This window comes from Synechococcus sp. RS9916 (genome assembly GCF_000153825.1).
Classification (GTDB): Bacteria; Cyanobacteriota; Cyanobacteriia; order PCC-6307; family Cyanobiaceae; genus Synechococcus_C.
The window spans coordinates 1085588-1111008 of the sequence record NZ_DS022299.1; the positions used below are offsets into that span (position 1 = coordinate 1085588).

25 protein-coding genes and 1 tRNA gene are annotated in these 25421 nt (G+C 56.2%); 11 read left to right on the plus strand and 15 right to left on the minus strand.

Annotated elements, in window-relative coordinates; all coding sequences use genetic code 11:
- Positions 1 to 195 precede the first annotated feature (195 nt).
- Both RS9916_RS05900 and RS9916_RS05905 read left to right on the plus strand, forming a co-directional pair.
- Complete coding sequence (locus RS9916_RS05900) at positions 196 to 471, plus strand: Nif11-like leader peptide family natural product precursor (RefSeq protein WP_007098385.1); 276 nt, start codon at positions 196 to 198, stop codon at positions 469 to 471.
- Positions 472 to 654: 183 nt separating this feature from the next.
- On the plus strand, positions 655 to 915 hold the full coding sequence (locus tag RS9916_RS05905; protein ID WP_007098386.1) for a Nif11-like leader peptide family natural product precursor: 261 nt from the start codon (positions 655 to 657) through the stop codon (positions 913 to 915).
- Between the two features lie 144 nt (positions 916 to 1059).
- On the opposite strand, the gene RS9916_RS05910 is transcribed toward RS9916_RS05905, so the two are convergent.
- Positions 1060 to 1326, minus strand: a complete 267-nt coding sequence (locus RS9916_RS05910; protein ID WP_156777485.1) for a hypothetical protein — start codon at positions 1324 to 1326, stop codon at positions 1060 to 1062.
- Positions 1327 to 4431: 3105 nt separating this feature from the next.
- On the opposite strand from RS9916_RS05910, the gene RS9916_RS05915 reads away from it, so the two are divergent.
- The 5 genes from RS9916_RS05915 to RS9916_RS14120 all read left to right on the plus strand — a co-directional run bounded on the left by RS9916_RS05915 (position 4432) and on the right by RS9916_RS14120 (position 8452).
- The gene (locus RS9916_RS05915) at positions 4432 to 5343 is read left to right on the plus strand and encodes a hypothetical protein (RefSeq protein WP_007098388.1); all 912 of its coding nucleotides are present in this window, start codon (positions 4432 to 4434) and stop codon (positions 5341 to 5343) included.
- Positions 5344 to 5662: 319 nt separating this feature from the next.
- Complete coding sequence (locus RS9916_RS14410; RefSeq protein WP_156777486.1) at positions 5663 to 6928, plus strand: hypothetical protein; 1266 nt, start codon at positions 5663 to 5665, stop codon at positions 6926 to 6928.
- A gap of 635 nt (positions 6929 to 7563) precedes the next feature.
- Positions 7564 to 7737: a hypothetical protein gene (locus tag RS9916_RS14415; RefSeq protein WP_007098391.1), complete on the plus strand. Its 174-nt coding sequence runs from the start codon at positions 7564 to 7566 to the stop codon at positions 7735 to 7737.
- Positions 7738 to 7818: 81 nt separating this feature from the next.
- On the plus strand, positions 7819 to 8079 hold the full coding sequence (locus tag RS9916_RS05935; RefSeq protein ID WP_007098392.1) for a DUF1651 domain-containing protein: 261 nt from the start codon (positions 7819 to 7821) through the stop codon (positions 8077 to 8079).
- A gap of 211 nt (positions 8080 to 8290) precedes the next feature.
- On the plus strand, positions 8291 to 8452 hold the full coding sequence (locus RS9916_RS14120; RefSeq protein ID WP_007098393.1) for a DUF4278 domain-containing protein: 162 nt from the start codon (positions 8291 to 8293) through the stop codon (positions 8450 to 8452).
- Between the two features lie 443 nt (positions 8453 to 8895).
- Here the strand turns inward: RS9916_RS14120 and RS9916_RS14420 are convergent, their stop codons facing one another.
- A complete protein-coding gene (locus tag RS9916_RS14420) occupies positions 8896 to 9171 on the minus strand; it encodes a hypothetical protein (RefSeq protein ID WP_156777487.1) in 276 nt (91 codons plus the stop codon).
- A gap of 474 nt (positions 9172 to 9645) precedes the next feature.
- Here RS9916_RS14420 and RS9916_RS15115 point away from each other — a divergent pair, with 474 nt between their 5' ends.
- Positions 9646 to 9939 (plus strand): hypothetical protein, encoded by a 294-nt coding sequence (locus RS9916_RS15115; RefSeq protein WP_007098395.1) that lies wholly within the window; start codon positions 9646 to 9648, stop codon positions 9937 to 9939.
- Positions 9940 to 10746: 807 nt separating this feature from the next.
- Here the strand turns inward: RS9916_RS15115 and RS9916_RS14425 are convergent.
- Together RS9916_RS14425 and RS9916_RS14430 are read right to left on the minus strand one after the other, a co-directional pair.
- Positions 10747 to 10959 carry a hypothetical protein gene (locus RS9916_RS14425; RefSeq protein WP_156777488.1) on the minus strand — a complete coding sequence of 71 codons (213 nt, stop codon included), beginning with the start codon at positions 10957 to 10959 and terminating at the stop codon, positions 10747 to 10749.
- A gap of 93 nt (positions 10960 to 11052) precedes the next feature.
- Positions 11053 to 12327, minus strand: a complete 1275-nt coding sequence (locus RS9916_RS14430) for a hypothetical protein (RefSeq protein WP_156777489.1) — start codon at positions 12325 to 12327, stop codon at positions 11053 to 11055.
- Positions 12328 to 12530: 203 nt separating this feature from the next.
- Here RS9916_RS14430 and RS9916_RS05955 point away from each other — a divergent pair, with 203 nt between their 5' ends.
- Complete coding sequence (locus RS9916_RS05955; RefSeq protein WP_007098398.1) at positions 12531 to 12743, plus strand: hypothetical protein; 213 nt, start codon at positions 12531 to 12533, stop codon at positions 12741 to 12743.
- Between the two features lie 300 nt (positions 12744 to 13043).
- Here the strand turns inward: RS9916_RS05955 and RS9916_RS05965 are convergent.
- From RS9916_RS05965 to ftsH, 9 genes are all read right to left on the minus strand, one after another.
- Positions 13044 to 13116 (minus strand) — tRNA-Ala (locus RS9916_RS05965).
- Positions 13117 to 13196: 80 nt separating this feature from the next.
- A complete protein-coding gene (lexA, locus tag RS9916_RS05970; protein ID WP_038024260.1) occupies positions 13197 to 13814 on the minus strand; it encodes a transcriptional repressor LexA in 618 nt (205 codons plus the stop codon).
- Positions 13815 to 13875: 61 nt separating this feature from the next.
- Positions 13876 to 14640 (minus strand): carboxylesterase, encoded by a 765-nt coding sequence (locus RS9916_RS05975; RefSeq protein WP_007098402.1) that lies wholly within the window; start codon positions 14638 to 14640, stop codon positions 13876 to 13878.
- Between the two features lie 18 nt (positions 14641 to 14658).
- Positions 14659 to 15615 (minus strand): ornithine carbamoyltransferase, encoded by a 957-nt coding sequence (gene argF / locus RS9916_RS05980; protein WP_007098403.1) that lies wholly within the window; start codon positions 15613 to 15615, stop codon positions 14659 to 14661.
- 46 nt (positions 15616 to 15661) lie between these two features.
- Positions 15662 to 16534: a TauD/TfdA family dioxygenase gene (locus RS9916_RS05985; protein WP_007098404.1), complete on the minus strand. Its 873-nt coding sequence runs from the start codon at positions 16532 to 16534 to the stop codon at positions 15662 to 15664.
- Complete coding sequence (locus RS9916_RS05990; protein WP_007098405.1) at positions 16531 to 17304, minus strand: class I SAM-dependent methyltransferase; 774 nt, start codon at positions 17302 to 17304, stop codon at positions 16531 to 16533. Before RS9916_RS05990 ends, RS9916_RS05985 begins: the two co-directional genes overlap by 4 nt.
- Positions 17301 to 18455, minus strand: a complete 1155-nt coding sequence (locus tag RS9916_RS13520) for an iron-containing redox enzyme family protein (protein WP_050752250.1) — start codon at positions 18453 to 18455, stop codon at positions 17301 to 17303. Before RS9916_RS13520 ends, RS9916_RS05990 begins: the two co-directional genes overlap by 4 nt.
- A gap of 14 nt (positions 18456 to 18469) precedes the next feature.
- Positions 18470 to 19039 (minus strand): cupin domain-containing protein, encoded by a 570-nt coding sequence (locus RS9916_RS13525; protein WP_007098407.1) that lies wholly within the window; start codon positions 19037 to 19039, stop codon positions 18470 to 18472.
- 192 nt (positions 19040 to 19231) lie between these two features.
- Positions 19232 to 21097, minus strand: a complete 1866-nt coding sequence (ftsH, locus tag RS9916_RS06005; RefSeq protein WP_007098408.1) for an ATP-dependent zinc metalloprotease FtsH — start codon at positions 21095 to 21097, stop codon at positions 19232 to 19234.
- A gap of 54 nt (positions 21098 to 21151) precedes the next feature.
- On the opposite strand from ftsH, the gene RS9916_RS06010 reads away from it, so the two are divergent.
- Positions 21152 to 22021 (plus strand): hypothetical protein, encoded by an 870-nt coding sequence (locus RS9916_RS06010; RefSeq protein WP_232199533.1) that lies wholly within the window; start codon positions 21152 to 21154, stop codon positions 22019 to 22021.
- Positions 21993 to 22829, plus strand: a complete 837-nt coding sequence (locus RS9916_RS06015) for a potassium channel family protein (protein ID WP_007098410.1) — start codon at positions 21993 to 21995, stop codon at positions 22827 to 22829. Before RS9916_RS06010 ends, RS9916_RS06015 begins: the two co-directional genes overlap by 29 nt.
- Here RS9916_RS06015 and RS9916_RS06020 read toward each other — a convergent pair.
- A complete protein-coding gene (locus tag RS9916_RS06020; RefSeq protein WP_007098411.1) occupies positions 22826 to 24097 on the minus strand; it encodes a flotillin family protein in 1272 nt (423 codons plus the stop codon). The genes RS9916_RS06015 and RS9916_RS06020 overlap by 4 nt on opposite strands.
- Positions 24097 to 25419 carry a flotillin family protein gene (locus RS9916_RS06025; protein ID WP_007098412.1) on the minus strand — a complete coding sequence of 441 codons (1323 nt, stop codon included), beginning with the start codon at positions 25417 to 25419 and terminating at the stop codon, positions 24097 to 24099. The genes RS9916_RS06020 and RS9916_RS06025 overlap by 1 nt, the downstream gene beginning before the upstream one ends.
- Between the last annotated feature and the right edge of the window lie 2 nt (positions 25420 to 25421).

Here is a 25421-nt window from a genome sequence, read left to right on the forward strand (position 1 = left end):
AAGGCGTGTCAGGTCGGGGCGCAGCGGCGATGAAAGGCCCACTGCGGAAACTATCTACCGTGGTAGATGCAACTGGCGACCTCCCAGGCGACCTCCCCTAATTGGTCTGAAACCCATAGCCACAGTTGAGGGCCTCGTTTCGGCGGGGCCTTTTTATTGACCGCTGCTATCACTGGTGAAGAGACCTAGACACCTATGTCTGAAGAGCAACTCAAAGCGTTCCTGGAGAAGGTCAAAGCAGACACCAGCGTTCAGGAGAAGCTGAAAGCTGCTTCGGATGCTGATGCAGTAGTTGCGATTGCAAAGGCTGCAGGGTTCACGATCACCACAGAAGACCTAAACTCACATAGACAAAATCTGACTGAGGATGAGCTTGAGGGTGTGGCTGGGGGAGGGTGTAAGCTTGGCTCTTTTGTGACATATACATTAATGTGTCGCTGGGCGACTCATTGTGTGGGCTTGGGTTGCTGAGGTAGCCTACACACTCACAAAACCCCTGCAAACGCAGGGGCTTTTTATTTCTTCAATCACCCCAAAAGACCATCAATCAGCCTCCAATACCTGGCACCATCGCCCGCATTTAGCGGGCTTTTTTATTGTCTACCGACAAAGCTGCCGACCGTTGCTAAGACTGGTAAAGCGACCAAGCCAGCGATGTCAGAAGAGCAACTCAAAGCCTTCCTAGAAAAGGTCAAAGGCGACACCAGCCTTCAGGAGAAGCTGAAAGCGGCTGCTGATTCCGATGCAGTTCTTGCGATTGCAAAGGCTGCAGGGTTCACGATCACCACAGAAGACCTAAACTCTCATAGACAAAATCTGACTGAGGATGAGCTTGAGGGTGTGGCTGGGGGCGGCAATAATCACCTCAGCCATGGACCAGTCCCAGTCCCCTGTACCTATATCGGTGGATGTTAGGTTTGAGTTAAACGGTTGCTGAGATAGCCTACACACTCAAAACCTCTGCAACTGCAGGGGTTTTTTTATTGCTTCAATCACCCCAAAAAGACCATCAATCAGCCTCCAATACCTGGCACCATCGCCCGCATTTAGTGGTTTTTATTAGAAGCCAGCCAGGAACTCGTCAGCGGCGGCCTTCAGATCAGAGGAAGGTTGTTGGCGGATATCCTCCAGTTGGCTTTCGAGGGCTTCAACGCGGGCCAATAGCTTCTGTAAAGCCTCGCGTGCCTGGACATCCACAGAGGCGGTCACAGAGGCTTGCGGGGACGATACAGGGGCATCATTGATCATGCGGTCGATCGCCAACCTGATGCACGCCGTGCGGTCCAGTGCCCCGTGCTCTTTGCCCCATTTATCAAGTGCAGCCAACTGCTCATGGGAGAGCCTGAGGCCGACCTGAATCGTGTCTGGGGACCGTGGAGCCATGGGTATACGAACGCTAGCTTGAAGCTAATATAGCCCCACCAGTTAGATCAAGCCTCAGCGACCCACTTGATAAGCCAGCCGTAGAGGGGAATCGAGATCGCCAGGATGACGCCAGCTGTGACAGGATCCATCGATCACTCCATTCAGTACACCAACCATGGCCTTGGGGACCTGGGCTGAAGGGTGCGAGAAATCACAGCACTTGGTGAGTTTCGTCTGAGTCTGGGGTCCCTGTGGATGTGAGAGGGGAGTGCCTAGCCCAGCTACACCTTGCCCTGTCGGGGTAGGGGGGTTTGTTACACCGACCGCCTCCAATCCTTCCTAGGTGGTAACAGGAACTGTACACTGAGTTGCTGTTAGCTTGTGATGCTACTTAGTGGCCGCAAGTATAACTAACTAGTTCGGGTGCGAATGAAATAATACATAAAACTTGGGTGATACTTTAGCTGGCAGATTGAAGAAATTCGCAAATAATAACTCGCTGGCTGCTGTGTGGACATATTCAACGCTAATCCTGATTGCACATTGTCACTAATAGACAGTAGCTCAATACATTCAAAATATTCCTCAGCCAACTCTAAGGCTTGATATACCCCTTGGCTATACCCATGGGCTATACTGAAGGAGTCAAAGGGAGAGCACCAGCCGCCGCTACCACCAGCCACGCCAAACGGATCAGAGCTCGGAGTCAGTACGGCCGCCAGTCCCCTCTCCTTTTGTTAGTACCAACATTCGCAATTAGGAGCATTGATGATGCAAACCAAATGCCAGCACGAAACACGGCTATTAAAAATTGCAGTCGATCACATTACCTGGATGGAAAAATTTCAATTTGATTGTTCACAGCACTTCCGCGATCTAAAACGTGAAATGTTGCACAACCTCATGAACAGAGACTATCAACCACTCTACTGATTACAGCCAACACGCCAACACCAGGAATTGTAAACTATGAGGACTTCTATTCTTATTCTACTTGGCATTAACCTGCTGGCTACATCTATGGTAGTAGCTAAAGTCGATGGCCCAAAATATTGCACCACCAACATTGAACATATGATCGTATTAGGTCAAGCTCGCAGTGAAGATCCTGCAAGTTATTGGGAATGCAAGGATGGTATTAACGTCCTAGTTCAACCAGGTTTGTGATTGACGCCTAATGAATAGAGGCTAACGGCAGAACTTCTGATTAGTTAATTGCGCATTCTTGATATCGGATTTATAATGGCAAAGTGACGCTAAGTCTTACTCCATCCTGAAATCATTATGCATAAAGTTCTAGCAGCGGCATTTCTTCCATTGCTAATTGGAACCAGCGCTCATGCATATAGTTATCACTCTGCTGGTAAACCTGGAGACTATGTTGTGGTTGACCGCGGAGAAACGTATGTTATCAATTGCCGTAATGATACGCTGATTCGTGTCGCTAATCCAAAGAGAGTTCCGCGTGCATTTAAAACTCCTCTTGGCAGGAAATTCTGCACAGATATGGCGAACTGGTAGCAATATGAACGCTTAGTAATCACCACATAATCTAATTGCCCTGGTATGGTTATATCGGGGTATTTTCCTGGTATATTGAAGTATAGCCACCAATCTGATTGCGCGTTATTAGTAATTGGCAAGGCTGAAATATATTTAGGGGACCCTGCGGCCTGAACTCGGAAAGTTCACTATCAACCACTATCACGAACTCTCTATAAAATTTTCAGGGGGCTTGATTCTGCCCGCCACTTGTGCTACACAGAAGGCCTAGAAGGCAGTCAGGCACTGGGAAGTGGCACTGCAGACGGTACCTCCAGGCCACCAGCTAAGTAATAACTTGCTTGTCTGATGCGGGTGGTGCATGGGGCAAGGATTACGCTGCCAATGTGCTGCGTAGTGTGGCCGATTGATTAGCAGTTCTGATATTGCAAACCCGCAATCTGTTATTGAGAAAACTTGACAGCTATTGAGAGTCGGCGCATTCCACCCCATCACCATTCACCCAATACCAAGTCATACTGCAGCTTAATGCGGTCCCCTGCCAGCCGTAATCTCGACCACTGCATAACATCCTCATGGAATATATAGATGCATCGACTCTCTGAGGGCCCTGTAATCGCCTCTAACGGCTCTCAACCAGTCTCTACGATCTACCTGCCACAAATACAGCTAACGGGGCTTAGGACGCCTGCTGGAGATCAACCAGGGAAAAAATCGTAGAAATAAAAAATTGAGAAGTGGGTCTTGGCTAACATAAAAAAGATCCAATGAGACCAGCCACCATGAGAATCCATCCTCTGGGAATCATCGGGGGTTTAGCTATAGCTGCAATCGGAACCCCAGCCCTCGCCTGGGAGCCAGGAGACCCTTTTCCAACGTCGCAGTGTGGACCCCAGCCTGCCACGATCGGACCAGATGTAACCGTCTGCCAAGCCAAAGACAGCAATGGCAATAAGCACATCTCTGTTAAGTGGCCTGAAGAATCATCGGGAACGTATGTGGTCGGGCCCTGTGTAGAAGGTGTGTCACCAACAAAGGGCGACCTCAGTCAGAAGGGCGCTCGGATGTGGATCAAGTTCTACTGCAACTACGTTGATTGGTAGAAGTAATCGGAACCAATTACTGATCCCAGATACAACAAAAGGGCTAACGGGGGATGAACCGCTAACCCTTCGTGTCTGCCACCAGGACAGTGTGAAGTTCGCCAAAACGTTCACTCAACCATTTTACCGATCGCTGGCTGTTGGGCTGTTAGAGCGAAGCGATCTGATTCAATCCGATCCCATATGTTTAATAGATTTATATAGAGGGTTTAATAGATTTATATTAGTAGTTATCTATATATAATGTTGGGGGGATTTACCCCCCGCCTGGTGGGTGGAGTTACCCCCCACCCAAATACTGACTGGGGGGAGTTACCCCCCACCCGTATCTGAATTTGTTGTGCTTCAGCTGTATACAGGTTGTATCGCTTGGGGGGGAGATTCCCGCCACCTAGAAATTAGTGGGGGGAGATTCCCACCACCACACTCGGTAAACTGGGGTTAGCCAAAACGTTTAACAGTGACGAGAATTATCAACCACCCACGCCGAGAGGGTGATCCATCGTGGTCTCCTCAGTACGATGCAATTCTTGCAATTCAGTACTCCAAGGGTGAGAAGGTAACCGACGCCGACAAGACCACCTACCTGATGCTGTCGGCACTGTGCAATAACCACGACAACAACCACTTCAACTACAGGAATCGCCAAGAACTCGCTAAACAGCTAGGCCTAAGCGACTCAGCGATGAAGGACAGGCTTGCGAGACTACGGAAGATTGGCTGGGCAGGAAGTGGGCAATGGAGGTGGGAACTAACACCCGTACAGGACATCCTTTCGTTCTCAACGACCACAGCAACCCATGCGCGGTTCGGCGCCGTTCCTCAGCAGGTGGAGCCAGTGCAGGCTGCCGACGTGGTGACAGAGAAGCCCACGCTGGACAAAGCGATCAAGAAGCAGGCCACAGTAGAAATTGCTCATAACGAGCAGCCGAAGCAAGCATTGCCTGTCAGCACCCTTGAGGTGTTCGTTACCGATACTGAGCCCGCTCCTGTTGAGCAGATGGTGGAGGTGAGCACAGCCACGATCGTGCCCGAGCAGAAGGCCATCGATGAGAGCTCACTCGATCCCGAGTATCTCGACTACACGCAGAGGGCCGAGGCTGCTGGTTGCAACGTCTCGCACTACCTCACCTGGAGCTACGGCAAGGAGCACCTCATGGCCAACCTCCAAAAAGTTGAGGCCAGGGTCAGAGCAAACATCGCCGCCCAAAAGACTTCGGCTACTGAGTCGACCGAAAAAATCGCATCCAATCCTCCACTGGAATCAAGCTTCGAGGCTTACGAGCGCAAGCGCCAGGAAGAGATCGCGCAATGGGCTGCTGGGAACTGGGACGATCAAACCGCGAGCAGTGAGGACGACGAACTCTTTTGATCAACTTCTGCCATCAGCACGGGGGACAATCTCCCTTAGGTAGCGCTTCGCAGCACGCTGGCCCTGGGTATCTTCGGGGATCAAGCCATTGGCCACGTTCTGCACCAGTGGATAGAGGATCGAGATCTGCTGCGAAGCACTGGGAGAGGACCAATACCCCGCCAAGACAATCGACCCAGGGCTGCTGAATTGATTGCGATTTTGGGATCCCTCAGTTGAGGGAGAAACTCCGTTCAAATATCACTCATTTGGGGGAGGCTTAATGTCGTATTTAGAATTAGCTTCAATATGCATATAGACATTCATCCGCCTAGAAAGAATGCATCCATCTGATCAAAGTCTTGCTGTGGGAAGGCTTACTCTTGTTGAAGACCTTGGGATGCACTTTCCTAGGCCAACTTCTAAGCAGAAAGCAAGGTATGGCCTCTTTAAATGCGCCTGTGGTAACCCAGACTTGCTTCGCATTCAAGTCCGTAATGTCAAAAAGGGCAATACAACCTCATGTGGAAAATGCCGTTTCTATGAAGATCCAGATAATTATGGAGAGGTGATAACCAAGTGCGAAACCTGTGGGGCCCCCATCAAAACCAGTAAAAACAGGATAAGAGCTGGTAGAGGCAGGTTTTGCTCGCAACAGTGCATGTTTGATATGAGAGAAATAGAGGCCAATAAGCGTAATATTGGCTTTAAGCATCCTAATGGATTCTTGACGGTATTGTCCTTTTCGCGTCATCCGACAAGAAGAAGCAATAAAGGCAAAACCCCAGTTGTAATTGCCTTATGCAAGTGTGACTGCGGCAGAATCCACAGTACGGATTGGATTAGCATCCAGCATGGAAGATGCCTCAGATGTGAAGTATGCAATAGGGAGAATCATTCAAGGAATAGCTCAAAATTTGAACAGTTGCAGGACAAGCGGTTTGGAAGGTTGGTTGTTGTCGGATACAAATATATTCCTGGAAACAATGGTGCCGATAGCCACTACCTATGCGATTGTGACTGCGGCACCAAGGGACACCCTGTGAAGAGTGCTTATGCACTTGAAAGCGGTCATACCACTTCTTGTGGCTGCTGGGAGGGTAGTGGTAGAGATACATATCAGGGATTCAAGGGAAGTAGGGCGCATAGAGAATCGGCCTGTGAGTTCTACTTTGTTGAGGTAGCTGGTGGCCCTCTTCAGAAGTTCGGAATATCGGTAGATACTGTCAAGATAAGAGGAATTAAAAGCTATGGAAACTATACGAAGTACTACCGTCTTGCCAAGGGCCTAAACAGGGCAAAGTGTTGGGTTATCGAGCAGGTAATGCTTTACGAGACCCTTGAAAATTTTCCTACAAAGAACGATATTGATGCGGCTGGCATTGGCGAGGGTTGGCTTGGCGGTACAGAGCTACGAATAGGCCTCGATATTGATCAATGCTGCAAGCGAATTGATTTCCTCGTAGAACAGGCATGTTTGAAAAGCTGGCGTGGTCTTTATGAGCAGTTTGTTACTGGCCATCAGAGGGATCTTCGTAAGCAGCAGCTGAGAAAAGCGATAGCGGCAGGTTTATTGGAAGATCATTCGAAGATGCAAATTGAATGATCATATCCCCTTCTTTGCTGCACTAGTGGCTTAGGCGCCGCAATTTTTCATGCTGCTCTTGGAACCCTAAAACCTGCAGCATGAGATACGGCTTTGGAACCAATCTTTTTACTGGTTGGATACTTCGCGCTCACTTTTTTAGTCAGCTTCTGTGTATCGCGGAGCCTGGCGAAATGACTGACTATTCAACTGTTAGCGCAATCCTTTTAGGCGATCGCTGGATACAGGTATCAGAGGGTACTGAGCCTTGCGGTGGTGAGGTCTCGTTCCGCACGGCCCCATACACCAGATTGATCGTTCGTCAGGCTGCGATCGACGCAGTGAAGGTCATCGAGCGGCCAGATACCTCAAGGCCCCCGATCCACACGCCTTGGGAGGAGAAATGAGCCGCCGCATTCTTAGCCGACCACGTCCGCTGTGTCTGTCGGCCACTTGCACTAAAGATTCTGATCGCGAGTTGATCCGCAACTTTCGAGCAATGGCTGCAGTACGAGGCCTCTCAGTGCAACAGGCGCTACTCCAAGCCGCCCGTGAATGGTTAGGAGCAAGCCAGTGAGACCACTCACAGAGGAAGAGAAGGCCTACATAGCGTTGAGGCGTGAGATACAGCGCCAAGATCAGGAAGAGGCCGATCAGTGCAGCTCTGGAGGGATTGCCAGGCAGAGAACTGGTGTGCCGACGCCGCCCGCGCACTTGCTGAAGTCAATGGTGTTAGAACCGCCCGCGAAGCCCAGGATCAGTCCCGATGGCAGGGCCGCGTTGCCAAGGCAGTCGCAGACACCATCATTGAGCTGGATCCAGACGACTGATGTAGTTGGTACTGGTACCACCACAAGCGGTACTCAAGTGGTACAACCCCCTCAGCTCTCCAGTATTTACAAGGGATTCTGATGCCAAAGAAGAATCAGCCACTTGTTGACCGTCACCCGCAGAAAGAAGGGGAAGGCTGGCTGCTGAACGAGCAGGAACAACTGATGGTCTGCTTCCGCAACACGCTGCCATCAGCGCATGGCAAGTGGGTTGAGGTCGAGACACGCCCTCTTCGCGGTGGTGGCCAAGCGGTCGTCAGACGAATGCTGCGTCACAACGCCATCGAGGCCTGGATCAACCTGCAAAAAACAGGCTGGGTGCGCTGTCAGCCAAGGTGCTGACGACTTGAGATCGGGAACATCACCAAGTGAAGAAACTCTTGATTCAGCAAAAACCAGATTGTGTATCTGGCTGAACGACACAGGAGTTGGCACTGCTCCTATAAAAGAGATGTAGCAACCACTACCAACAACGTTCACCTCCCTTTGCCGGGAGGCGCAGTTCGATTCAGGCCATGGAACGGGGACCTGAACTTGCTTCGAGGAACCTCAAATGACTCTGACCTATCGCGGCCAGCAGTACGCACAGCACAACGCTCCAGCCGCTGGAACCGTGACGCTCACCTATCGCGGCAAGCACTACGGACAGCACAAGGGTGTGGTCACCAACACCCATCGTGTTGGGACTTATCGCGGTGCTCGCTTCGAGAAGTGATCAAAACTGGATCAAGCCATCTTCACCCCGCCACCGGCGGGGTTTTTTATTGCCTGCGATCCCGCTAGGAACGTGGCCGGACTCTTGAGCAAGAGTGAGACACAAAAAAGCCATCCCTCCCCCCAGGGATGGCTCAGCTCTGTCTGTGCTTTCTCAAGGCTGTGACGCCGTATCACTCCCGCTAATGGACTCCTTTGTTATGGCTCAAGTGTTCAGGAGGATACATGAGTGATTAAGCGCATTGACTCAGTTCCTGGTGAACAGTTGCGCACGGGTTCATGCCTGCGAGAAAGGTCACAACCCGGCTGAGCCAGGCCAATGAAGCCGCTGACGAACAAGGCAGTTGGATGCAGAGTGGGTCCCTAACGGCGTTCATTGAGCGGGCCTCTCTCTGCTCGACGAGGGCGGCTCCACTCATAGACCTTGGTGTATTGCTGAGGGAATCAGCGCGAAATCTCGTGATTCGGTGGCGGCGGTGGCGTGTGGCGGATGGTGAGTTGATTTTGTTTCCGACCTTGGTATCGGAGGATTCGATAGATCACATAAATACCAGCTGCAATTGCCGTTGCTGCGAAAATGATTTCTCCAAGTGCTCCAACTTGGGCGAATGCAACAACGAAAATCCCGACATTGATCAGGATGATCGTGCGCGCTATTTTTCTGACCCCAGGCTTGACCGTTCTGCTGGTTGGTCCTCCGTAATAGGGATATGGATCCATTGCAAGGCGGTTGCGTTGACCATTACAAGACAGTCTGCCAAAAGCGAAGGTGGTGAAACAGCCACCTATCCAGGTATCTCGAAATAGCCAAAGCTAGCTTGCTGCCGCTTTTTCGATGGCAGCAGTCAGGACCTGCTTTTGCTCTGAAGCCCAGACACAAAAAACCAGTCAGTGATTGGGCTGTTGTTTAATAGAGCTAAAGGGAGTCGAACTCCTGCCCCCTGCATGCAATGCAGACTTAACAATCCCTAAGAATCATTGCTGCAACTAGAACCCAACGGTGCCTACAAACCGCTGCAGTAGCAAAGGCGGTAACAAAACTGATCACCCACGCCAATGAAGCTCTGATCTGAACTTGTCTCGCTGAATCTGCCCGCTACCACCCGCCAGATGGAACCATCACACCTGCAGGAGCTCTCCTACCAACGAGAAGGGATCTAGGCTGAACAGCAGCTCAATGCAACCAAAAGGGAAATGAGAATCAGAGCTTTTATCATTGCTAACGTCTTAGCGATCTTGCCGAACGCTTGCCCCAAAAGCGCCGAAGCAGACGATTACGACTTCAATTACGGATATGCCAAAGGAGGGCTAGCTGCTTTATGTGCCTTATACCAAGGTGAATACATCACCGCCGACATGGTGGGGGAAGTCTCCATGGTTTTCATGACAAAGAAAGACGATGAGGGCAAAAACAAAGCCTTAGAAGCTGCATTCGCATCAATTAGTGGAGCCACCACATTCGAAGCCTGCCCATTAAGGCGCCCATAAAAATTCCCGACTGCATGAACTTTTCCTCGCGATACGCTAAATAAGTGCGGCGAACACTGTCTGGAGCTTCACGCCTTGACCTCCTTCATTCACTAAAGGGATTAGGAAGTGATTCATTACTGCAATTTTTTACGGGCAATTCCTGATCAGGACTTGTTCTCTCGGTCGTATTTCTTGGAGCCAAGCAGGCTGCGCAATGTTCTGCAGGCGTTCTCGCCCCCTGCATCGCAAGCCATGTTCAAAACGGGCGCAGTGCTTAATTGAAGTTCGAACGATTCAGTGGGAGGATGTTGTCGGCAGGCAATAAAAACCCCGCTCGTGACGGGGGCTGATGATCGTTTTGGCAGCAGGTGATCAGATGTCGTCACCACCAGAACTAGCGCTGCTGATGAAGTCCTCCTTCACCGATCAGGACTATCCCCTGTGATGTCATTATTGCGAACGTTGGCATTTTCTCTGATGACAATATTCTGATTCTTTTCAGTAGGGAGACTAGTGCTCTGGACACTACCGCCTCGCGCCATAGCAATCAACGCACCGATAAGACCGTACTCGGTACCTGTGGATCCCCCAGAAGCATCCTTCAGCTGATCCAGGCTCAGCTCTTGGTCTTCAGTGCTTGGGGTCAGTCATCAGCTTGAAGTGGGTAGAGGGGGTAAAGCAGGTGATCTCAGATGTCGTCAACACCAGGATCAGCGCTGCCGAGGATGTTGTCCACTGGCTTACGAAAGCGAGGTGGCACCTTGCATTCAATGCTGACTTGATCCTTGGGCAGAAGGGTCTCCAGGTGTATTCCAGTGTTAGCAGCTATTTCGCAGGAAACCCGGAACCATCTGGCGAGTCCATAGCCCAAGGGACACCTTGAGTGGTGACGAACTTCCGTCCACTGCCATCTAAAGGTGCTTGCTTCTTTCCTGGTTGGACATCAGGGTCGCATTCTGCTCCAGCACTAATTCCTCCACTGACCTTTTTTAATTCATCAAAAGAAAGCTCTTTGTCCTTGCCTTGCTCTTGGGACATAGCTAGCAACGGTCGCTTCAACAGTAATAGCAGCGGTCGGCAGCGTTGTCAGTTGGCAATAAAAAGCCCCACCGTGTGGCGAGGCTGGTCACATTATTCCCATCCTTCAAGCGCAACATCAAAAGTTGTATGCATGACTTCAATGCATGTGTCTGGATCTGAAGCGCAGAACTGTCCAAGTGGTCCAACAAATGGAACCTCAGTAAACTTTTTATAATTCTTGAGCCATTGGTTTTTAAGGCCTGCTTCTTCAAGAAGGTTATTAGCGCAAACCCAGTTGCCGTCAGATGCACATTTAAAAGCCATAATTTCGTACCCGACCATTTTGACCCATTCCCCACCTGTATGAACACCCCCCACAAGTGGAGAAATTATATGATGCTTGCCCCAGCCTTCAGCTTTGCAAAGGAAAGCATCCCAATGATGGCAGTCATGCACTCGAACGATTCGATTGTCGATGAAGTCGCTTACTGCGAATTGAACAGCACTATCGATTGACAGAGGAGCTTTTTTGCTTTGGGGAGTTCCTACTCTCAAAAATCCCAGCAAGCGACCCTCAAAAGCAGGGTCGTAAGTATATTCAACGCCCATCGAAAATGAGCCTGCAGGGTTTATCGCAATCGTGCTTTTTAGTCCTGAGCCATTGGCATATGTCAAGTCACCTTGCTGGTAGTAATAGCCAATTGATGCCGTAAGAAGTTCGTCAAAGCTGTGTTCAATATCAATTCCATATGTATCTAATGCGCCACCACTGTAAAATAAATTCAGAACATCTTCTGTTTTTCCAACGGGAACCAAGGCATAAGGCTTGATAGCAATATTGTTGGTGACCAACTCAGCTCCAAAGGCTATTTGCTGGAAAAAGACATCTTGTGGCTGCAGAAGACTTCTCGGAGCCCAGGAATATCTAGACGGAATGCCAGTGGAGATGGGCCTGCTGTCATAGCCAGCATTAACCCCAAACAAGATGTCACCATTGTCATTAAGCCAGCGATATCCAATTCGCGATGATGTGCTAAAGGTTGTCCCTTCAACAGGAGTATTGACAATGCTGGAGGTGCTAAGAGCATCGCCAAAGTCAGCCGTTGCCAATGCATCCAGAAAGAATATAGATTTTCTTGTTGTGGAGATTGGGATAAAAACTTGTCCACCTGCTTGGTTGGGTGTTCCTGCGCCCTGAGACTTGGAAAATACATTCCATCTGAATTTAGTAGTTTTGCGAATATCTATCGGCTCAGGTTCAGAGGCAGGTGTCGAAGTCAAATGATCATCAGGAAGCGCATCTTGCTTCAGGTCTCCTGCAAGCACTGGAGTCGATAACAGTGATGCAAAGGAAAAGAAGCAGCCAAATAGTAAATGCTTTTGCATGCTAATCTGCCTTCGCTTAAAGACTGGCGACTTTCATCGCAGAGTCAACAATTGAGTTGTGTTCTGAAACGTTGTATCTCCTGATGTAGGAAGACCCACAGCTTCTGTTTGGATATAGCTGGATGGGTTGTTTCGATAGTCACAACAGCGATCGGAGTCAGATTGCATTTTTACGAAAATAGACTGAGGGAAAGGGAGGATTTATGGCTAAGTCATCGAAGCGCAAACCAGTTAAGTCGCGTGCAATCGTCAAGTTGACTGGCAATCTTGAAGTTGCAGCAAAGAGCCCTGAGCAGAAGCTGCGTGACGCTGAGAAACGTGCTTTTGAGAAGGCACGGAAACATGCCCGTATTGCCGCCGCCAAGAAAGCTGGTTTCGAAGCAGGGTTGAAGGACGCCAAGAAAGGCAAGAAGTAATGCCTTGCAAAGCCTGCGAGCAGCGCCGCCAGAAAGCGCTTGAGACGCGCCGCAAGTTCAGAGATGAAAAGGTTGCCCGTCTGACCAAGGGCTGTGATGAAGGGGATGCAGACGCCTGTCGAACCCTGCGCAGCCTGCTTGGCAGTGAGAAATACGACCGAGAGAACAGGTTCAGGTCAGAGCTGCACTGGCGCGCCTAATCAGACTTGCTACCGCTTTTACTACCGCAAGGCTGAGCGAGCGATTTCGCGGCTGAACCCAGATACAAGAAAACCCAGTCAGCGACTGGGCTTCAAAGAATGGAGCCAAGGAGACTCGAACTCCTGACCCCCTGCATGCCATGCAGGTGCTCTACCAGCTGAGCTATGGCCCCATGATCGTCGGCAGAGCGCTCAGGCTTGGCCTTCGACGTGAGGAAGCTTACACCGGCACGGGCAGCACGCTCCTAGATCCTCAGACCTGGCGCCAGACCGCCACCAGCTTGCCCTGCACTTGCACCTGATCCACAGGCAACACAATCGGCTCATAGGCGGGATTAGCAGCCTCTAGGCGGATCGTGCCCTTACTGCGATGGAAGTGCTTGAGGGTGGTGCCACTCCCGGGCACCAGAGCACTCACGATGGTGCCCTCCCGCAAACGGGAGGCCTCCAACACGGGCTCCATCAACACCACATCGCCATCGGCGATATGGGCATCGACCATCGAATCACCATTCACGGTGAGGGCGAAAAGCCCCTGAGTCTCCAAAACTGGTGCCAGGTCCAGGCGTTCCTGGACATCATCAAAGGTCTCCACAAGGCCACCAGCAGCGACAGCACCGAGCACGGGAATGCCGGACGCCAGCCCTCCCAGCAGCTGCAACGTGCGCGCCTGGCCTTCCTGCCAGGTGATCCACCCTTTCTGCTGAAGATGGCGCAAACGGCTCTGCACCGGCGCAGGAGAGCGCAGGCCCATGGCCTGCATCATCTGCCGGATCGACGGACTGTGGTGATTGGCACCGATGTAATCCGAGAGCCAGTCGTACAGCTCCTGTTGTGCGGGCGTGAGGGGCTCAGGGGTTCCAGCAGACACCTGCGAAGGCTCAATCGTCAATACATTTGTACCTGTGAGCCGGTGTGATGGCAAGGCCTAATCAGGTTTGATTCAGCCCAAGCGACTGAAGAAAGGCCAGGCTCTGCTCACACACCAGAGGCCATTCCGCATCAGCCGTGAGACCATGGCTGCTGCGCTCAAGCCACACCAGCTGTTTCGTGGCCGAGGCCACCCGGCGGATCAACAGGCGCACGCCACGCTCAGTCACCACGTTGTCGCGCCGACTCGCCATCACCAACAGGGGTTGGCTGACCTCCGCCAACTGGCTGCGCACCCTGGCGATCATCTGCAACACCAAACTGCTGCAGACCACTGGATAACGGTCGTAGGACCACAACCGATCGGCAGTCGCAGGGTCGACATAACCACTGGGGGGCTTAGGTACGGACGTGACCAAGCGAGTCAGCACGGGCGCAAAGAAACGACGCCAGTCGCGGCTTCCGATCGGCGGAGAAAACAGAAGCAAACCTCGGATCTGAGGCCAGCGCACAGCGGCCTGGAGCGCCAGGATCGAGCCCATCGACAATCCACCAAGCACCACCTGCTGCCCACGGGTGAGCTCCTGCTCGATCAGCGCATCCAACTGATCAATCCACTGCTGGGGGCGCATGGGCACCAAATCGTCCAGCCGGGTGCCATGGCCCTCCAGCAGAGGCACCTCAACGCTGTAGCCGTGGGCATGGAGCGCCTCAGCCAGCAGCGTCATCTCAGCGGGCGAGCCGGTGAAACCATGCACCAGCACCACCGTGACCGGACCACCGACCATCGAGAGGGGAGCAGGGCTGGCAAGTCGACCGATCCCCATCGCTCTGTTCCCTGCCGATCAGAGGCCGCCCATCAATGCAGCCAGCAGGGCCTGCTGCGCATGGAGGCGATTTTCTGCCTGATCAAAGATGCGGCTTGCTGGGCCTTCCATCACCCCGGCACTGATCTCCTCGCCGCGGTGGGCCGGCAGGCAGTGCAGCACGATCGCGCGGGAATCAGCCTCCGCCAGCAGGTCTTCGTTCAGGCAGAAGCCCTGGAAGGCCCTTTCCCGCTCAGCCTGCTCCTGCTCCTGGCCCATGGAAGCCCACACATCGGTGTACAGCGCCTGGGCTCCTCGCACAGCCGCCACTGGATCGCTGGTGACGGTGATCTGAGCACCACCCACAGCCAATGCGCGTGCTTGGTCGAGCACCCCCGGCAAGGGCTCAAACCCATCCGGGCAGCCAATGCGCACATTCACCCCAAGCAGAGCGCCGCAGATCATCAGCGAGTGGGCCACGTTGTTGCCATCTCCCACGTAGGCCAGGGTCTGGCCCTGCAGATCGCCAAAGGCTTCCTGCATGGTGAGGAAATCGGCCAGGGCTTGGCAGGGGTGCTCCAGATCAGTGAGGGCATTGATCACCGGAATCGAGGCCCAATGGGCATAATCCACCAGCTCTTGCTGCGCGAAGGTGCGGATCGCCAGGGCATCACAGAACCGACTCAGCACCCGAGCGGTGTCTTCCAAGGGCTCGCCGCGGCCCAGTTGGGTGACCTGAGGGTTGAGATCCACGGTCTGACCACCCAGCCGTGCCATCGCCACCTGAAAGCTGACCCGGGTGCGGGTGGAGGCCTTGGTGAAGATCAGCCCCAGCACCCGATTGCCCAGGTCAATGCGCCGGTCCCCTGATTTCAGCTGGGCGGCCAGGGTCAACAGCGCCGCGGTCTGCTCAGCATTCGCATCCTCTGATGAGAGGAAATCCCTGCCGCTCAGAGGGGAGAGAACAGAAGCAACACCCTGAGAGGCGCTGACCATGGCGAGGCTTTCAAAGGAGCTTTATCGGGGATCAGCCCCCTTGCCGTCAAGGGGTTTGGTTCAACCAGAGACGAATCAGACGCCGCGGCCTGTGCGGATCGTCCTCGTAGGCCTCCCTGTCATGCACCAATTTGTGGTTGTCAATCAGCAGGATGTCGCCCTCCTGCAGCTGGAAGCTGTGGCAGAAACGGGGGTGATTGAGGGCGGCATCGAGGGCATCAAAAGCGCGCAGGTCGTTCGCGTCGAGGGGCTGCCCCAGGCGCTGATGCCCCTTCTCAATCCAGTAGCGCATGTAGCGCAGGGTGGGGCCATCCGTGTCTGTGCTGAACACGGGGAAGCGGTTGTGGGCGATCAGAGCCAAAGGGTCCACGGCGCCGGGCGTGACCACATCACGGGCAAAGCTGCGCTGCAAGCGCTCCAGGCTTCTGGGGTCGCTCGCCTTGAGGTGGTTATGCACCGCCAGCGCCGACGCCAGACGGGACCCACCCCCCACCGGCGCCTGCTGCACGCAGGCCAAACCAACCCAGCGGGGGTGCGTTTCGAGCCGAGAGCTATCGGTGTGCATCGAGGTGGCAGCCCGCGTCTGGGAGACGGGGATGGCCTTGGTGAGATACGACTGGCCACTGTCGGTGACGTCGTAGAGCTCGCCGTAGGTGCCATCGGGAGTGCCAAGACACCGACCTAAAGCGAGATAAAGGCGACGGAACGTCGACTCCGGTTGCGGCGACAACCCACGAATCAACACCACGCCGTAGCCGTGCAACAGCTGATCCCGGGCCGGTGCGAACCAGGCCTGCAAGGCCTCGGTTGACAGCAAAGCCAGCTCTGGATCCGCCGCCACGATCCACTGCTGCGACTCCGCCAGATCAGCGGCAAGCCAGGGCTTCAACGGGGTGTTGCTCGCAGATGCACAGTTCATCGCTTCAGCTCAAAGAGCAGATGAAGCGGCATCCCTTTCAACGGCCCGAAGAAAGCGGGATCAAGCGCCAGGTGCTCTGCGGTCACCCCCAGCTCATCGAGATAGGGAAGGCTGGTCCAGCCCGCCTCTGCCACGGCCCGCAGGTAGTCGGCCATGGTTTTGTGCACGCACCGCACTGGCGTAGAACCCCCATCACGCCGCCAGATGCGCCCCTCCAACAATTGATCACTAGCCTCCAGATAGGTGTGGTCGGCCGGATCGAAAAAGAAGGGTGGCTGCTGCGGCCTCAGATAGGCCAGCGAGGGATGGGGAACGGTGAACAGGAAGCGACCTCCCGGCCGCAAGCTCTGGTGCACGTGGCGCAGCACCGCTGTCGTGGCAGACAGGGAGAGGTAATTGAACAGAAACACCGCAATCGCCAGATCGCATGGCCCGGAGGGCAACTGATCCACCTGGGACAGATCCCCAACCCTGTAGCGCAGCGGGCCGCCCTGATCCTCTCCGCCCGCTCCGGCCTGACGCCGCGCCGCCTCCACCATCTCCCGTGACAGATCGATCCCCTCCACACCAGCGGGACGCTGAGGCAGCAGCTGGCGGCCCATGAACCCTTCACCGCAGCCCAGGTCCCAGATGTGCAAGCCAGCCACAGAACCCAAGCGCTCCAGCACCCGAGGGCGAGCTGTGTAGTCACTCAGCAGTACCGGCTCCTGGCGATTCCAGGTGCTGGCATGGCGGTCGTAGAGCTGCTCAGTCGACGCAGGCTTGGTCATAACCCGGTGGTAGCAGCAAGGCCACGGGTGCGGTCTGGATCAAGGGCCCGTTGATGCAGCCAATTCCAGAAGGCATCCCGGAGGCTGAGGGCTTTCACCATGCCTTTGGCCAGATCAGCACGCCCCTGGGGATCCACGGCATAGGCGGCTGCCACCTGCTTCAGCGTGGCCTGGTGGTGGTCGTCGACGGCGGTGTGCAACGGGAAGAACACGGCATCGCGCGCTTCTATCGCACCAAGGCCATTGATCGCCGTCACGAACGGTTGGTACAGGGTTTGCACAATCGTTTCTGTGCCCAACCCCAGCGCCCCCACCGCCTCTGCCGGTGAGCCATTGGTGAGGATCGCCAGAAACATCTCCCGCCAGCACAACACCTCAATGTGGTCGTCTTGCACCGCGGTATTGGCGACCCCCAAAGCCCGACGGAAACGTTGAAACAACTCCGGGTGCGGAATCCCCACGATCCATTCGGGCTGAATCCCGATCGCTGCTAATTCGTCGAGTTCCTCCTGCTCATACACACCACTTTCCTCAGTGAGATTCTCAAGCAGAGCCTGGCGGTGGTCCGGATCCTCCAGGCAGGAAATCAAAGCCGTGAGGTAACGGGGGAAGTGGGCGGAATAGCCGTAGTAATGGCGCGCAAAATCCTCCAGCGCAAAACGCAGGTCGGGCAAGTGGCCGGCGGCCAGAGCCTGCAGGTAGGGATGACGCACCGCCCGATGCTGAAGCGCCGCTTCAGAGAGGTCGTCGACCAGCTGGGTGCTGCTGCGCTGATCCGTTTCCGCATCACGCTGGAGGCGGTGACGCTGCAGCGAACTGAGCGCACTGATCAATTCGTTCAGCAGCAGAGGCTGATCACTGAAGGCTTGGAAACAGGGCTCCCGGTCGATGGCACGCAAGCGCACCGGTCCAGACGCCACGACCGTCGCCGTGCGCGGGCGGTTGTCGAGAAACGCCATCTCACCCACCACTTCACCGCTGGCAACAGGCACCGATGCATCACGGGTCTGAGCCAGCAGTTCTCCTTCCTCCACCACATACAGCTGGGTGGTCACCTCTCCGCGAGCCATCACCTGATCGCCATCGGCGAACTGCTGCGTTGTTCCGATCGCGCGCAACCGCTGTTGAAGCGGCTGAGACAGGGAATCCACAAACGTTGACGGGCTCACGCGACGTCCTCCCCGTTGTGGCGCAGCCGAGTGCGCGCGTCGTAATCACCAAGAACCGTGCTGGTCAGCCCGAAATCGGTGATGGCCAGCAGCATCAACGGCTGCTGCTCAGATGGGTTGCAGGTTTGATGCACCACCCAGCGGGGCACAAAGGCCACCGCGCCACGCTCCAGCCGATGGGTCTGATCACCGATCTGGATCTCTGCCGAACCCGAAAGCACCACAAACAGTGATTCATGGGCATGGCGATGCTTCTCGTTGCAGGCACCGGGGGCAATGCGCACCACGCGCGGATCGAGCACCTCAGCAGCAAAGGGGTTGTCTTCGACGCAGAAATCGATCCCCCGCTTCGCGTCGCGATTGGCATAACGCAGCTGACCCTCACCAGGCTCCGCACCCGGTCGCCACAGACAAACGCTGGCCTCCGGTTGGGCCGGCTGGTGGGGAGCCATCCGCTGGAGCAGCGGTCCGAGAGCATCCGGCAGCGACGGGCATGGTCGTGACGGCGATTGCACAGACGGCAGTGGCCCTGACGGCAGTGGTGGTGTGGAGGTGAGATCAGGCATGGCGATGGGACATGAAGCTTGGGGTCTGCCTCGATGACACTCACTGTGGTGCCATTCCCCACAACCGGCATTGACCAGGATCAACAGTTGCTGTGATCGAGCTCACACCACGGAGCCAGCCCACAAAAAGGCGGCCCCTTGCGGGACCGCTTGTGCCACGCCCCGCAGGGAATGAAAGGAAGCGCTTGGAGATCAGCCGGGCATCACGCTGGCGGAGAGCATCTCCTTGAGCTCATCACCCTCGATCACCTCTTTCTCGAGGATCTTCTGGGAGATGGTTTCCAGCAGGGCCATGTTGTGGCGCAGGATGCCGAGGGCCTGCTCATGGGCCCGGTCCACCAGACCACGCACCTCGCTATCGATCGCCTGGGCCGTGGCGTCACTCACCGTGCGGCGAGGGTTGTTGTTGCCCCCCAGGAAACGACCACCGCCCTGCTTGTCGTAAGCGAGGGGGCCAAGGGTTTCACTCATGCCGTAAGTGCCCACCATCTGCTCAGCGATGTCTGTCGCCCGCTGAAGGTCGTTGGCGGCACCCGTGGTGATCTTCCCGAACACGATTTCCTCAGCGGAGCGGCCCCCAAGCAGGGTGGCGATCTGTCCTTCGAGGTCTTCGCGGGAGTTGAGGAAACGCTCTTCGGTGGGCAGCTGCAGGGTGTACCCCAGGGCACTCATGCCGCGGGGCACGATCGAAATCTTGGCCACCTTGCTGCCGCCGGGCATCAGGTGTCCCACGATCGCGTGGCCCACTTCGTGGTAGGCCACCACCTTCTTCTCGTCGTCTTGGAGCACACGGCTCTTCTTCTCCAGACCCGCAACCACCCGTTCGATCGCTTCGCCGAGATCCTGCTGCTCCACCTTGGTGCGCTTGGCACGGGCGGCAAGCAGTGCTGCTTCATTCACCAGGTTGGCCAGATCGGCACCGGCGAAGCCACTGGTGGCCTGGGCGATGCGGTCGAGATCAACGCCTTCGGCCAGCTTCACCTTCTTGGCGTAGATGTCGAGGATGGTCTTGCGGCCCGACAGGTCGGGGCGGTCCACCAACACCTGGCGATCGAAGCGACCCGGACGCAGCAGAGCGGCATCCAACACTTCAGGTTGGTTGGTGGCAGCAAGCACGATCACCGGCTTGTCTTTGGAGGCAAAGCCATCCATTTCGGTGAGCAGCTGGTTAAGGGTCTGCTCACGCTCATCGTTGCCGCCGACCACACCCATGGAGCCGGAACGGCTCTTGCCGATGGCATCAAGTTCGTCGATGAAGATGATGCAGGGAGCGTTCTTCTTGGCCTGCTCGAACAGGTCGCGCACCCGGGCCGCACCTGCACCGACAAACAGCTCGACGAATTCCGAGCCGCTGATGATGAAGAAGGGAACGCCTGCTTCACCAGCAACAGCTTTAGAAAGCAGGGTCTTACCAGTGCCGGGGGGGCCCACCAGCAACACACCCTTGGGAATGCGGGCGCCGATCTCGGTGTAACGCTCGGATGACTTGAGGAAATCGACGATCTCCGTGAGTTCGTCTTTGGCCTCATCCACTCCGGCCACATCGGCAAAGGTGATGCGCGACTGCTCATCAGGCACGTAGACCTTGGCCTTGCTCTTGGTGAAGTTCAAGGCACCCTGAGCACCGCCGGCGCCCATGGAGCGGCGGGCAAAGAACTGCAGCACCAGGATGAAGATCAGCGGGGGGACAACCCAGCTGAGGATGGTGGTGAAAATATTGGGCTTCTTGGGAGGAGCGGCCGCAAATTCAACGCCTTTGGCTTCCAGGCGCTGCGGCAGATCCATATCGAAAATCGGCGTGGTGGCCAGCACCGACGGCGCCCCTTCTTCGGGAGCATTGAGCTCGTAACGGATCTGATCCTGGGTGATGAAGGCGCGCTTCACAGCCCCGTCATTGACCTGATCAATGAATAAGGAATAGGGCACCCGAGGCACCTGCTGCATCCCCTGATTCGGCAGGAAGCTGCTGATCAGCAGCAACACCCCGAAACCGATCAATACCAGGTTGATGATGCCGAATCGCCTGTTCGGCTGATTGTCATCCTCGCGAATCGCCATGGCGTCAGATCGGAGTTGAACGACCAAACTAAAGCGAGCTTTTGATGGTGGGGGTTGGCGCGAGAGGGGGGAGAACCGAACGTTCGCGGGCCATTGCTCCAGCTCCGCACCCACTGGCGCAGCCGCTGGGGCATCACCGCCTGGCGCCACCGCAAGGGAATCTGGACGAGCCGCCGCCTGCGCAAGGGCCATGGCCCTTTGGCGCAAGGGCACTACCAACGGCTGCGATGGGCGCAGATGCTCAGGGCGTTGATGCGGGACAAGCCGCTGAAGCGGCTCGATGTGCGCACCGCATTGGCCTTCATTGCCGGCCCACTGCTGTTTGCCCTCGGAGCGGGGCTGTCGTTGCGGCCCAGTGGGGCAACACCCTTCACCGCTGGCCTGCTGGCGATCGGCTCGGTGCTGTTCACCGCCGGAGGTGGCTGGCAACTGCAGCAAGCGCAACAGGCGGTCCGGCACCTGCCAGACGATGCCAGCCCCTGGCAGTGGTGCGGCTGGCGTTGTGCCCTCACCCAAAGCCTGGGCACGGTGCTGTTCAACATCAACACCTTCTTCTGCTGGGGATGGCCCCACCCATCGGATGCCACCTGGCTGGGATTGGCGGTGCTCCCCAACCTGCTGGGCTCAATTCTGTTTCTGATCTCCGCCGCCGATGGGCTGCTGGAGGTAGGTCATGGCCGCCTGCTGGTGTTTGAACCCCAGCACCTGGGCTGGTGGATCGCGATGGTTAATGCCCTGGGCTGCCTCTGGTTCATGCAATCGGCGCTGGCGGCCCTGCCCAATGCCTGGCCGCAGCAAACGGTGTTCAACGCTGTGATGGCGAATCAAACCACCCTGCTGGGGTCGCTTGCCTTCGCAATCGTTGGCATCCTCTGTCTGGCGGAATGCTCGGAAGATGAGGTCACTGCGCAGCCGAATCCGTAACACCTCCCGCGAAGGGGTGTACGAGCTGCTGTTGGGCCTCTGCCTGATGGTGCTGATCAGCTTTGCGTTTCCCTCCTTCACCTGGATGGGGTCGATCGGCTATTCCCTAATCGCTTTGGTGCTCACCCAACTGGTGGTGCTGCACGCGCAACGCAAAACCTGGCGCGATCACCTCTACCAAGTGCTCGGGGTGGCGGCCCTGGTGAGCCAGGTGATCTGGACGCTGACCCCCGTGCGGCTGACCAGCAGCGGCGTGCCGTTGGTGCTGAGCTGGAGTGTGTTGGTCTCCTGGAGCGTGGTGCGGCTGGTGGAAAGCCTGGCCAACGAGCGCAAGGTGAACAGCTCGATGCTGATGGGGGCGGCAGCGGGCTACCTGCTGATCGGCCTGGCCGCTGGGCTGGTGATGAGTGCAGTGGAGACGATTCAACCCAACAGTTTTGAACCCCTCGATCTGCCCCTTCAAAGCCTGAGTGGTCACTACAGCACCGTGCTGGAAACGGCACCGGTGTTTTCCCGCATCAACTACTTCGCCTTTGTCTGCCTCACCACCGTTGGATTTGGGGACATCACCCCCAACCTGCCGTTAGCGCGGATGATTTCGGTGTGCACCTCGATTGCAGGGCCGCTGTATCTGGCGGTGGTGATGGGGGTGTTGATCAGCCGCTACACCGGAGATGTGGAAGAAGAAGATGCGGCAACTGCCGACCGGGAACGGACCGGTCGGCGATCGGGTCGCAGCACTAAGCGCAACAGCCGTGATCGCGGCAGCCGGACTCGCCCTGGCCGTGATCGCGGCAGGCGGCCCTAGCCGTTGAGCCCGCCAGCACCGTCGGCCGCATCGTTCACCGCCTGCGGGAGATCAGGCGTTGATCCACCCGACTGGGTGATGCGCAGGCCGGTGCTGTCTTGCAGTTGCCGCAACAAGGTGGCGATCGACAGGTTCATCTGCCCCTCCCGTTCCCCAATCAAGGCGACTTCTTCCACCTCGATGGGCTGCACGGTGTCGCTGAGCATGGTGAGCAACGGCTCCAGCTTCTGCAGCAGGAAGAGGCGCTTGGCATCCGAGCCGGAACGCTTCAAGGACGTGACCAGATCCTGGAGACCTTCGGCCTGGGAGCGGCCCTGCTCCACGATCGTGGCGGCGGCACCTTTGGCCTCAGCCATCATCGTTTGGCACTCGGATTCAGCCGGTGCGATCACATCGGCTTCCAGCTGTTGGGTCACCTGTTTGATGCGCTCCTCCTGCACCGGCAGTTCAGCCTCAGCCCGAGCCAACTCGGCACCGATTTCCGCCTCTACCTCAGCCACAAGGGCCTCACGGCGCGTAAGGGCATCCTTAATTCGTTTCTGGGCGTTGGCCGTCGCAACCGCTAGGTCCTTGTCGAGCCGCCGCAGGGAAGTGATGCGGGCGTTCTCGGCCTGTTTCACAGCTGATTGCGACGTGGCCTCGGCTTCAGCAATGCGCGAATCCCGCTTCAGCTCCACCAGCTGCTTGCGGCCGATCGAATCGAGATAGCGCACGTCATCGGAGATGTTCTGGATCTGCAGGGTGTCGAGCACCAGCCCCAGCTTCTGCAGATCGTCTTCCGCCTCCTCCAGCAAGGTACGGGCAAAGGTGATCTTGTCTTCATTGAGCTGCTCGGGGGTGAGGCTGGCCATCACGCCGCGCAGGTTGCCCTCAAGGGTTTCTTTGGCGATGTGGCGGATGTCGTCTTGGCTTTTGCCGATCAGGCGTTCGATCGCGTTGTGGATCCCCGGCTCATCGCCGGAGATCTTGATGTTGGCCACACCCGCCACATTCAGAGGGATGCCTCCCTTGGAGTAGGCGTTCTCCACCCGCAGCTCGATGATCATGTTGCTGAGGTCGAGACGCATCACGTCTTCCAGCACAGGGATGCGCAAGGCACTGCCACCGCGCACGGTGCGGTAGCCCACCTTGCGGCCATCACCCGTGGTGCGACTGAGACCCGCAAAGATCAGCACTTCACTGGGCTGGCAGATGAAATACAGCTGCCTGAGCATCACCACAAAGGCCCAGAGTCCGGCAGCACCGGTGATTCCAACAGCAAAAAACATCAGTTCACTCCGGTTGACGACAAGGTGCCGAGCAGGTCGACGCCAAGGATCTCCTTGACCTGCTCAAAGAACTGGCGCACCACCTTGTGGTTCACAGCCACAAGGCTGGCGAGGCTGGAGGCATCGTCGCCATCAAGGGCGGTGATGCGCTTGAGCTGCAGTTGGCCGGGCAAACGGGTGGCCTGCGCGAGCACCATCTCGATCTGCTGCAACAGGAACACCAACTCCGCGGTGCTGCCGGCGTCTTCCCACACCTGGGTAAGCAAATCGTTGACGAGCGCGCTGGCTTTCACATCTTCAGCAGTGGCGGCTGCACGGCCACGGGCCCGCAATTCCTGGGCTTTTTGCTGCGCCTGAGAGGGCAGCACCGCTTCTGCGCGAAGACGCAGGCGCTCGAGCTCAGCGCGCACCTTCTGAAGCTGTTGTTCGGCCTTGGCACGGGCTTCCAGTTCGGCTGCCTCCGTGCGTTCCTCCTCAGAACGAGCCTCCTTCTCCATCTGCGCCACCTTGGTGCGCACGTCGTTGTCTTTCTCCAGCACCACGGTTTCAGCCTCGGTGCGCACCACCTCAGCCACTTCTTCCATTTCCGCCTCGATGCGCTCGGCCTGGCCAATCGCCTCGGCTTCGGCAATTTCGGCATCACGCACAATCTGGGCGACACGCCGGCGGCTGATCGAATTGAGGTAGTCGACGTCGTCGAACACGCTCTGAATCTTGAGGGTGTCGAGCTGGAGCCCCAGGCGACGCAAATCTTCCCCCACCTCATCGGCGATCTGCTCGGCAAAGCGCAGCCGATCTTCATTCACCTGCTCTGGGGTGAGCTGGGCCAGCACACTGCGCAGGTTGCCCTCGAGATTTTCCTTCGCCACCTGCACGATCTCTTGGGTGTCGCGCCCGAGGAAACGCTCAATGGCGTTGTTGCGCACGGCCGGGTCAGTGCTCACCTTCACATTGGCGATCGCCTGGATGTTGAGGGGCGTGCCGCCTTTGGAGTAGGCGTTGCTCACCTCCACGAGCACCGGCAGCAGGGTCACATCCATGCGCCGGGCCGTTTCCAGAATCGGCTTCACAAAGGTGAAGCCCCCGTTGGCCACCACCCGGTAGCCCTTCACCCCCTGGCCACCCTGGTTGGATTTCGATCCGGTCACCACCAACATTTCGTTGGGCCGGCAGATGCGAATCATCCAGCGGCTGATCAGGGTGAGTGCCACGATCACCACAAACACCGTGGCGCCAATCGACACCACCGCTCCAGCAGGGTTGTTGTTGGGTTGGCGCTGAGCGAGAAGCGGCAACGGTTCCGTTGCCAGGCTGCGTTGCATGC

Bases quoted from the DNA above. Each gene is read 5' to 3' on its own strand.
- RS9916_RS05900 (WP_007098385.1), top strand. From the start codon at position 196: ATGTCTGAAGAGCAACTCAAAGCGTTCCTGGAGAAGGTCAAAGCAGAC.
- RS9916_RS05905 (WP_007098386.1), top strand. From the start codon at position 655: ATGTCAGAAGAGCAACTCAAAGCCTTCCTAGAAAAGGTCAAAGGCGAC.
- RS9916_RS14410 (WP_156777486.1), top strand. From the start codon at position 5,663: ATGCATCCATCTGATCAAAGTCTTGCTGTGGGAAGGCTTACTCTTGTT.
- RS9916_RS05935 (WP_007098392.1), top strand. From the start codon at position 7,819: ATGCCAAAGAAGAATCAGCCACTTGTTGACCGTCACCCGCAGAAAGAA.
- RS9916_RS14120 (WP_007098393.1), top strand. From the start codon at position 8,291: ATGACTCTGACCTATCGCGGCCAGCAGTACGCACAGCACAACGCTCCA.
- RS9916_RS14420 (WP_156777487.1), bottom strand. From the start codon at position 9,171: ATGGATCCATATCCCTATTACGGAGGACCAACCAGCAGAACGGTCAAG.
- RS9916_RS15115 (WP_007098395.1), top strand. From the start codon at position 9,646: ATGAGAATCAGAGCTTTTATCATTGCTAACGTCTTAGCGATCTTGCCG.
- RS9916_RS14425 (WP_156777488.1), bottom strand. From the start codon at position 10,959: ATGTCCCAAGAGCAAGGCAAGGACAAAGAGCTTTCTTTTGATGAATTA.
- RS9916_RS14430 (WP_156777489.1), bottom strand. From the start codon at position 12,327: ATGCAAAAGCATTTACTATTTGGCTGCTTCTTTTCCTTTGCATCACTG.
- RS9916_RS05955 (WP_007098398.1), top strand. From the start codon at position 12,531: ATGGCTAAGTCATCGAAGCGCAAACCAGTTAAGTCGCGTGCAATCGTC.
- RS9916_RS05975 (WP_007098402.1), bottom strand. From the start codon at position 14,640: ATGGGGATCGGTCGACTTGCCAGCCCTGCTCCCCTCTCGATGGTCGGT.
- argF (WP_007098403.1), bottom strand. From the start codon at position 15,615: ATGGTCAGCGCCTCTCAGGGTGTTGCTTCTGTTCTCTCCCCTCTGAGC.
- RS9916_RS05985 (WP_007098404.1), bottom strand. From the start codon at position 16,534: ATGAACTGTGCATCTGCGAGCAACACCCCGTTGAAGCCCTGGCTTGCC.
- RS9916_RS05990 (WP_007098405.1), bottom strand. From the start codon at position 17,304: ATGACCAAGCCTGCGTCGACTGAGCAGCTCTACGACCGCCATGCCAGC.
- RS9916_RS13525 (WP_007098407.1), bottom strand. From the start codon at position 19,039: ATGCCTGATCTCACCTCCACACCACCACTGCCGTCAGGGCCACTGCCG.
- ftsH (WP_007098408.1), bottom strand. From the start codon at position 21,097: ATGGCGATTCGCGAGGATGACAATCAGCCGAACAGGCGATTCGGCATC.
- RS9916_RS06015 (WP_007098410.1), top strand. From the start codon at position 21,993: ATGAGGTCACTGCGCAGCCGAATCCGTAACACCTCCCGCGAAGGGGTG.
- RS9916_RS06020 (WP_007098411.1), bottom strand. From the start codon at position 24,097: ATGTTTTTTGCTGTTGGAATCACCGGTGCTGCCGGACTCTGGGCCTTT.
- RS9916_RS06025 (WP_007098412.1), bottom strand. From the start codon at position 25,419: ATGCAACGCAGCCTGGCAACGGAACCGTTGCCGCTTCTCGCTCAGCGC.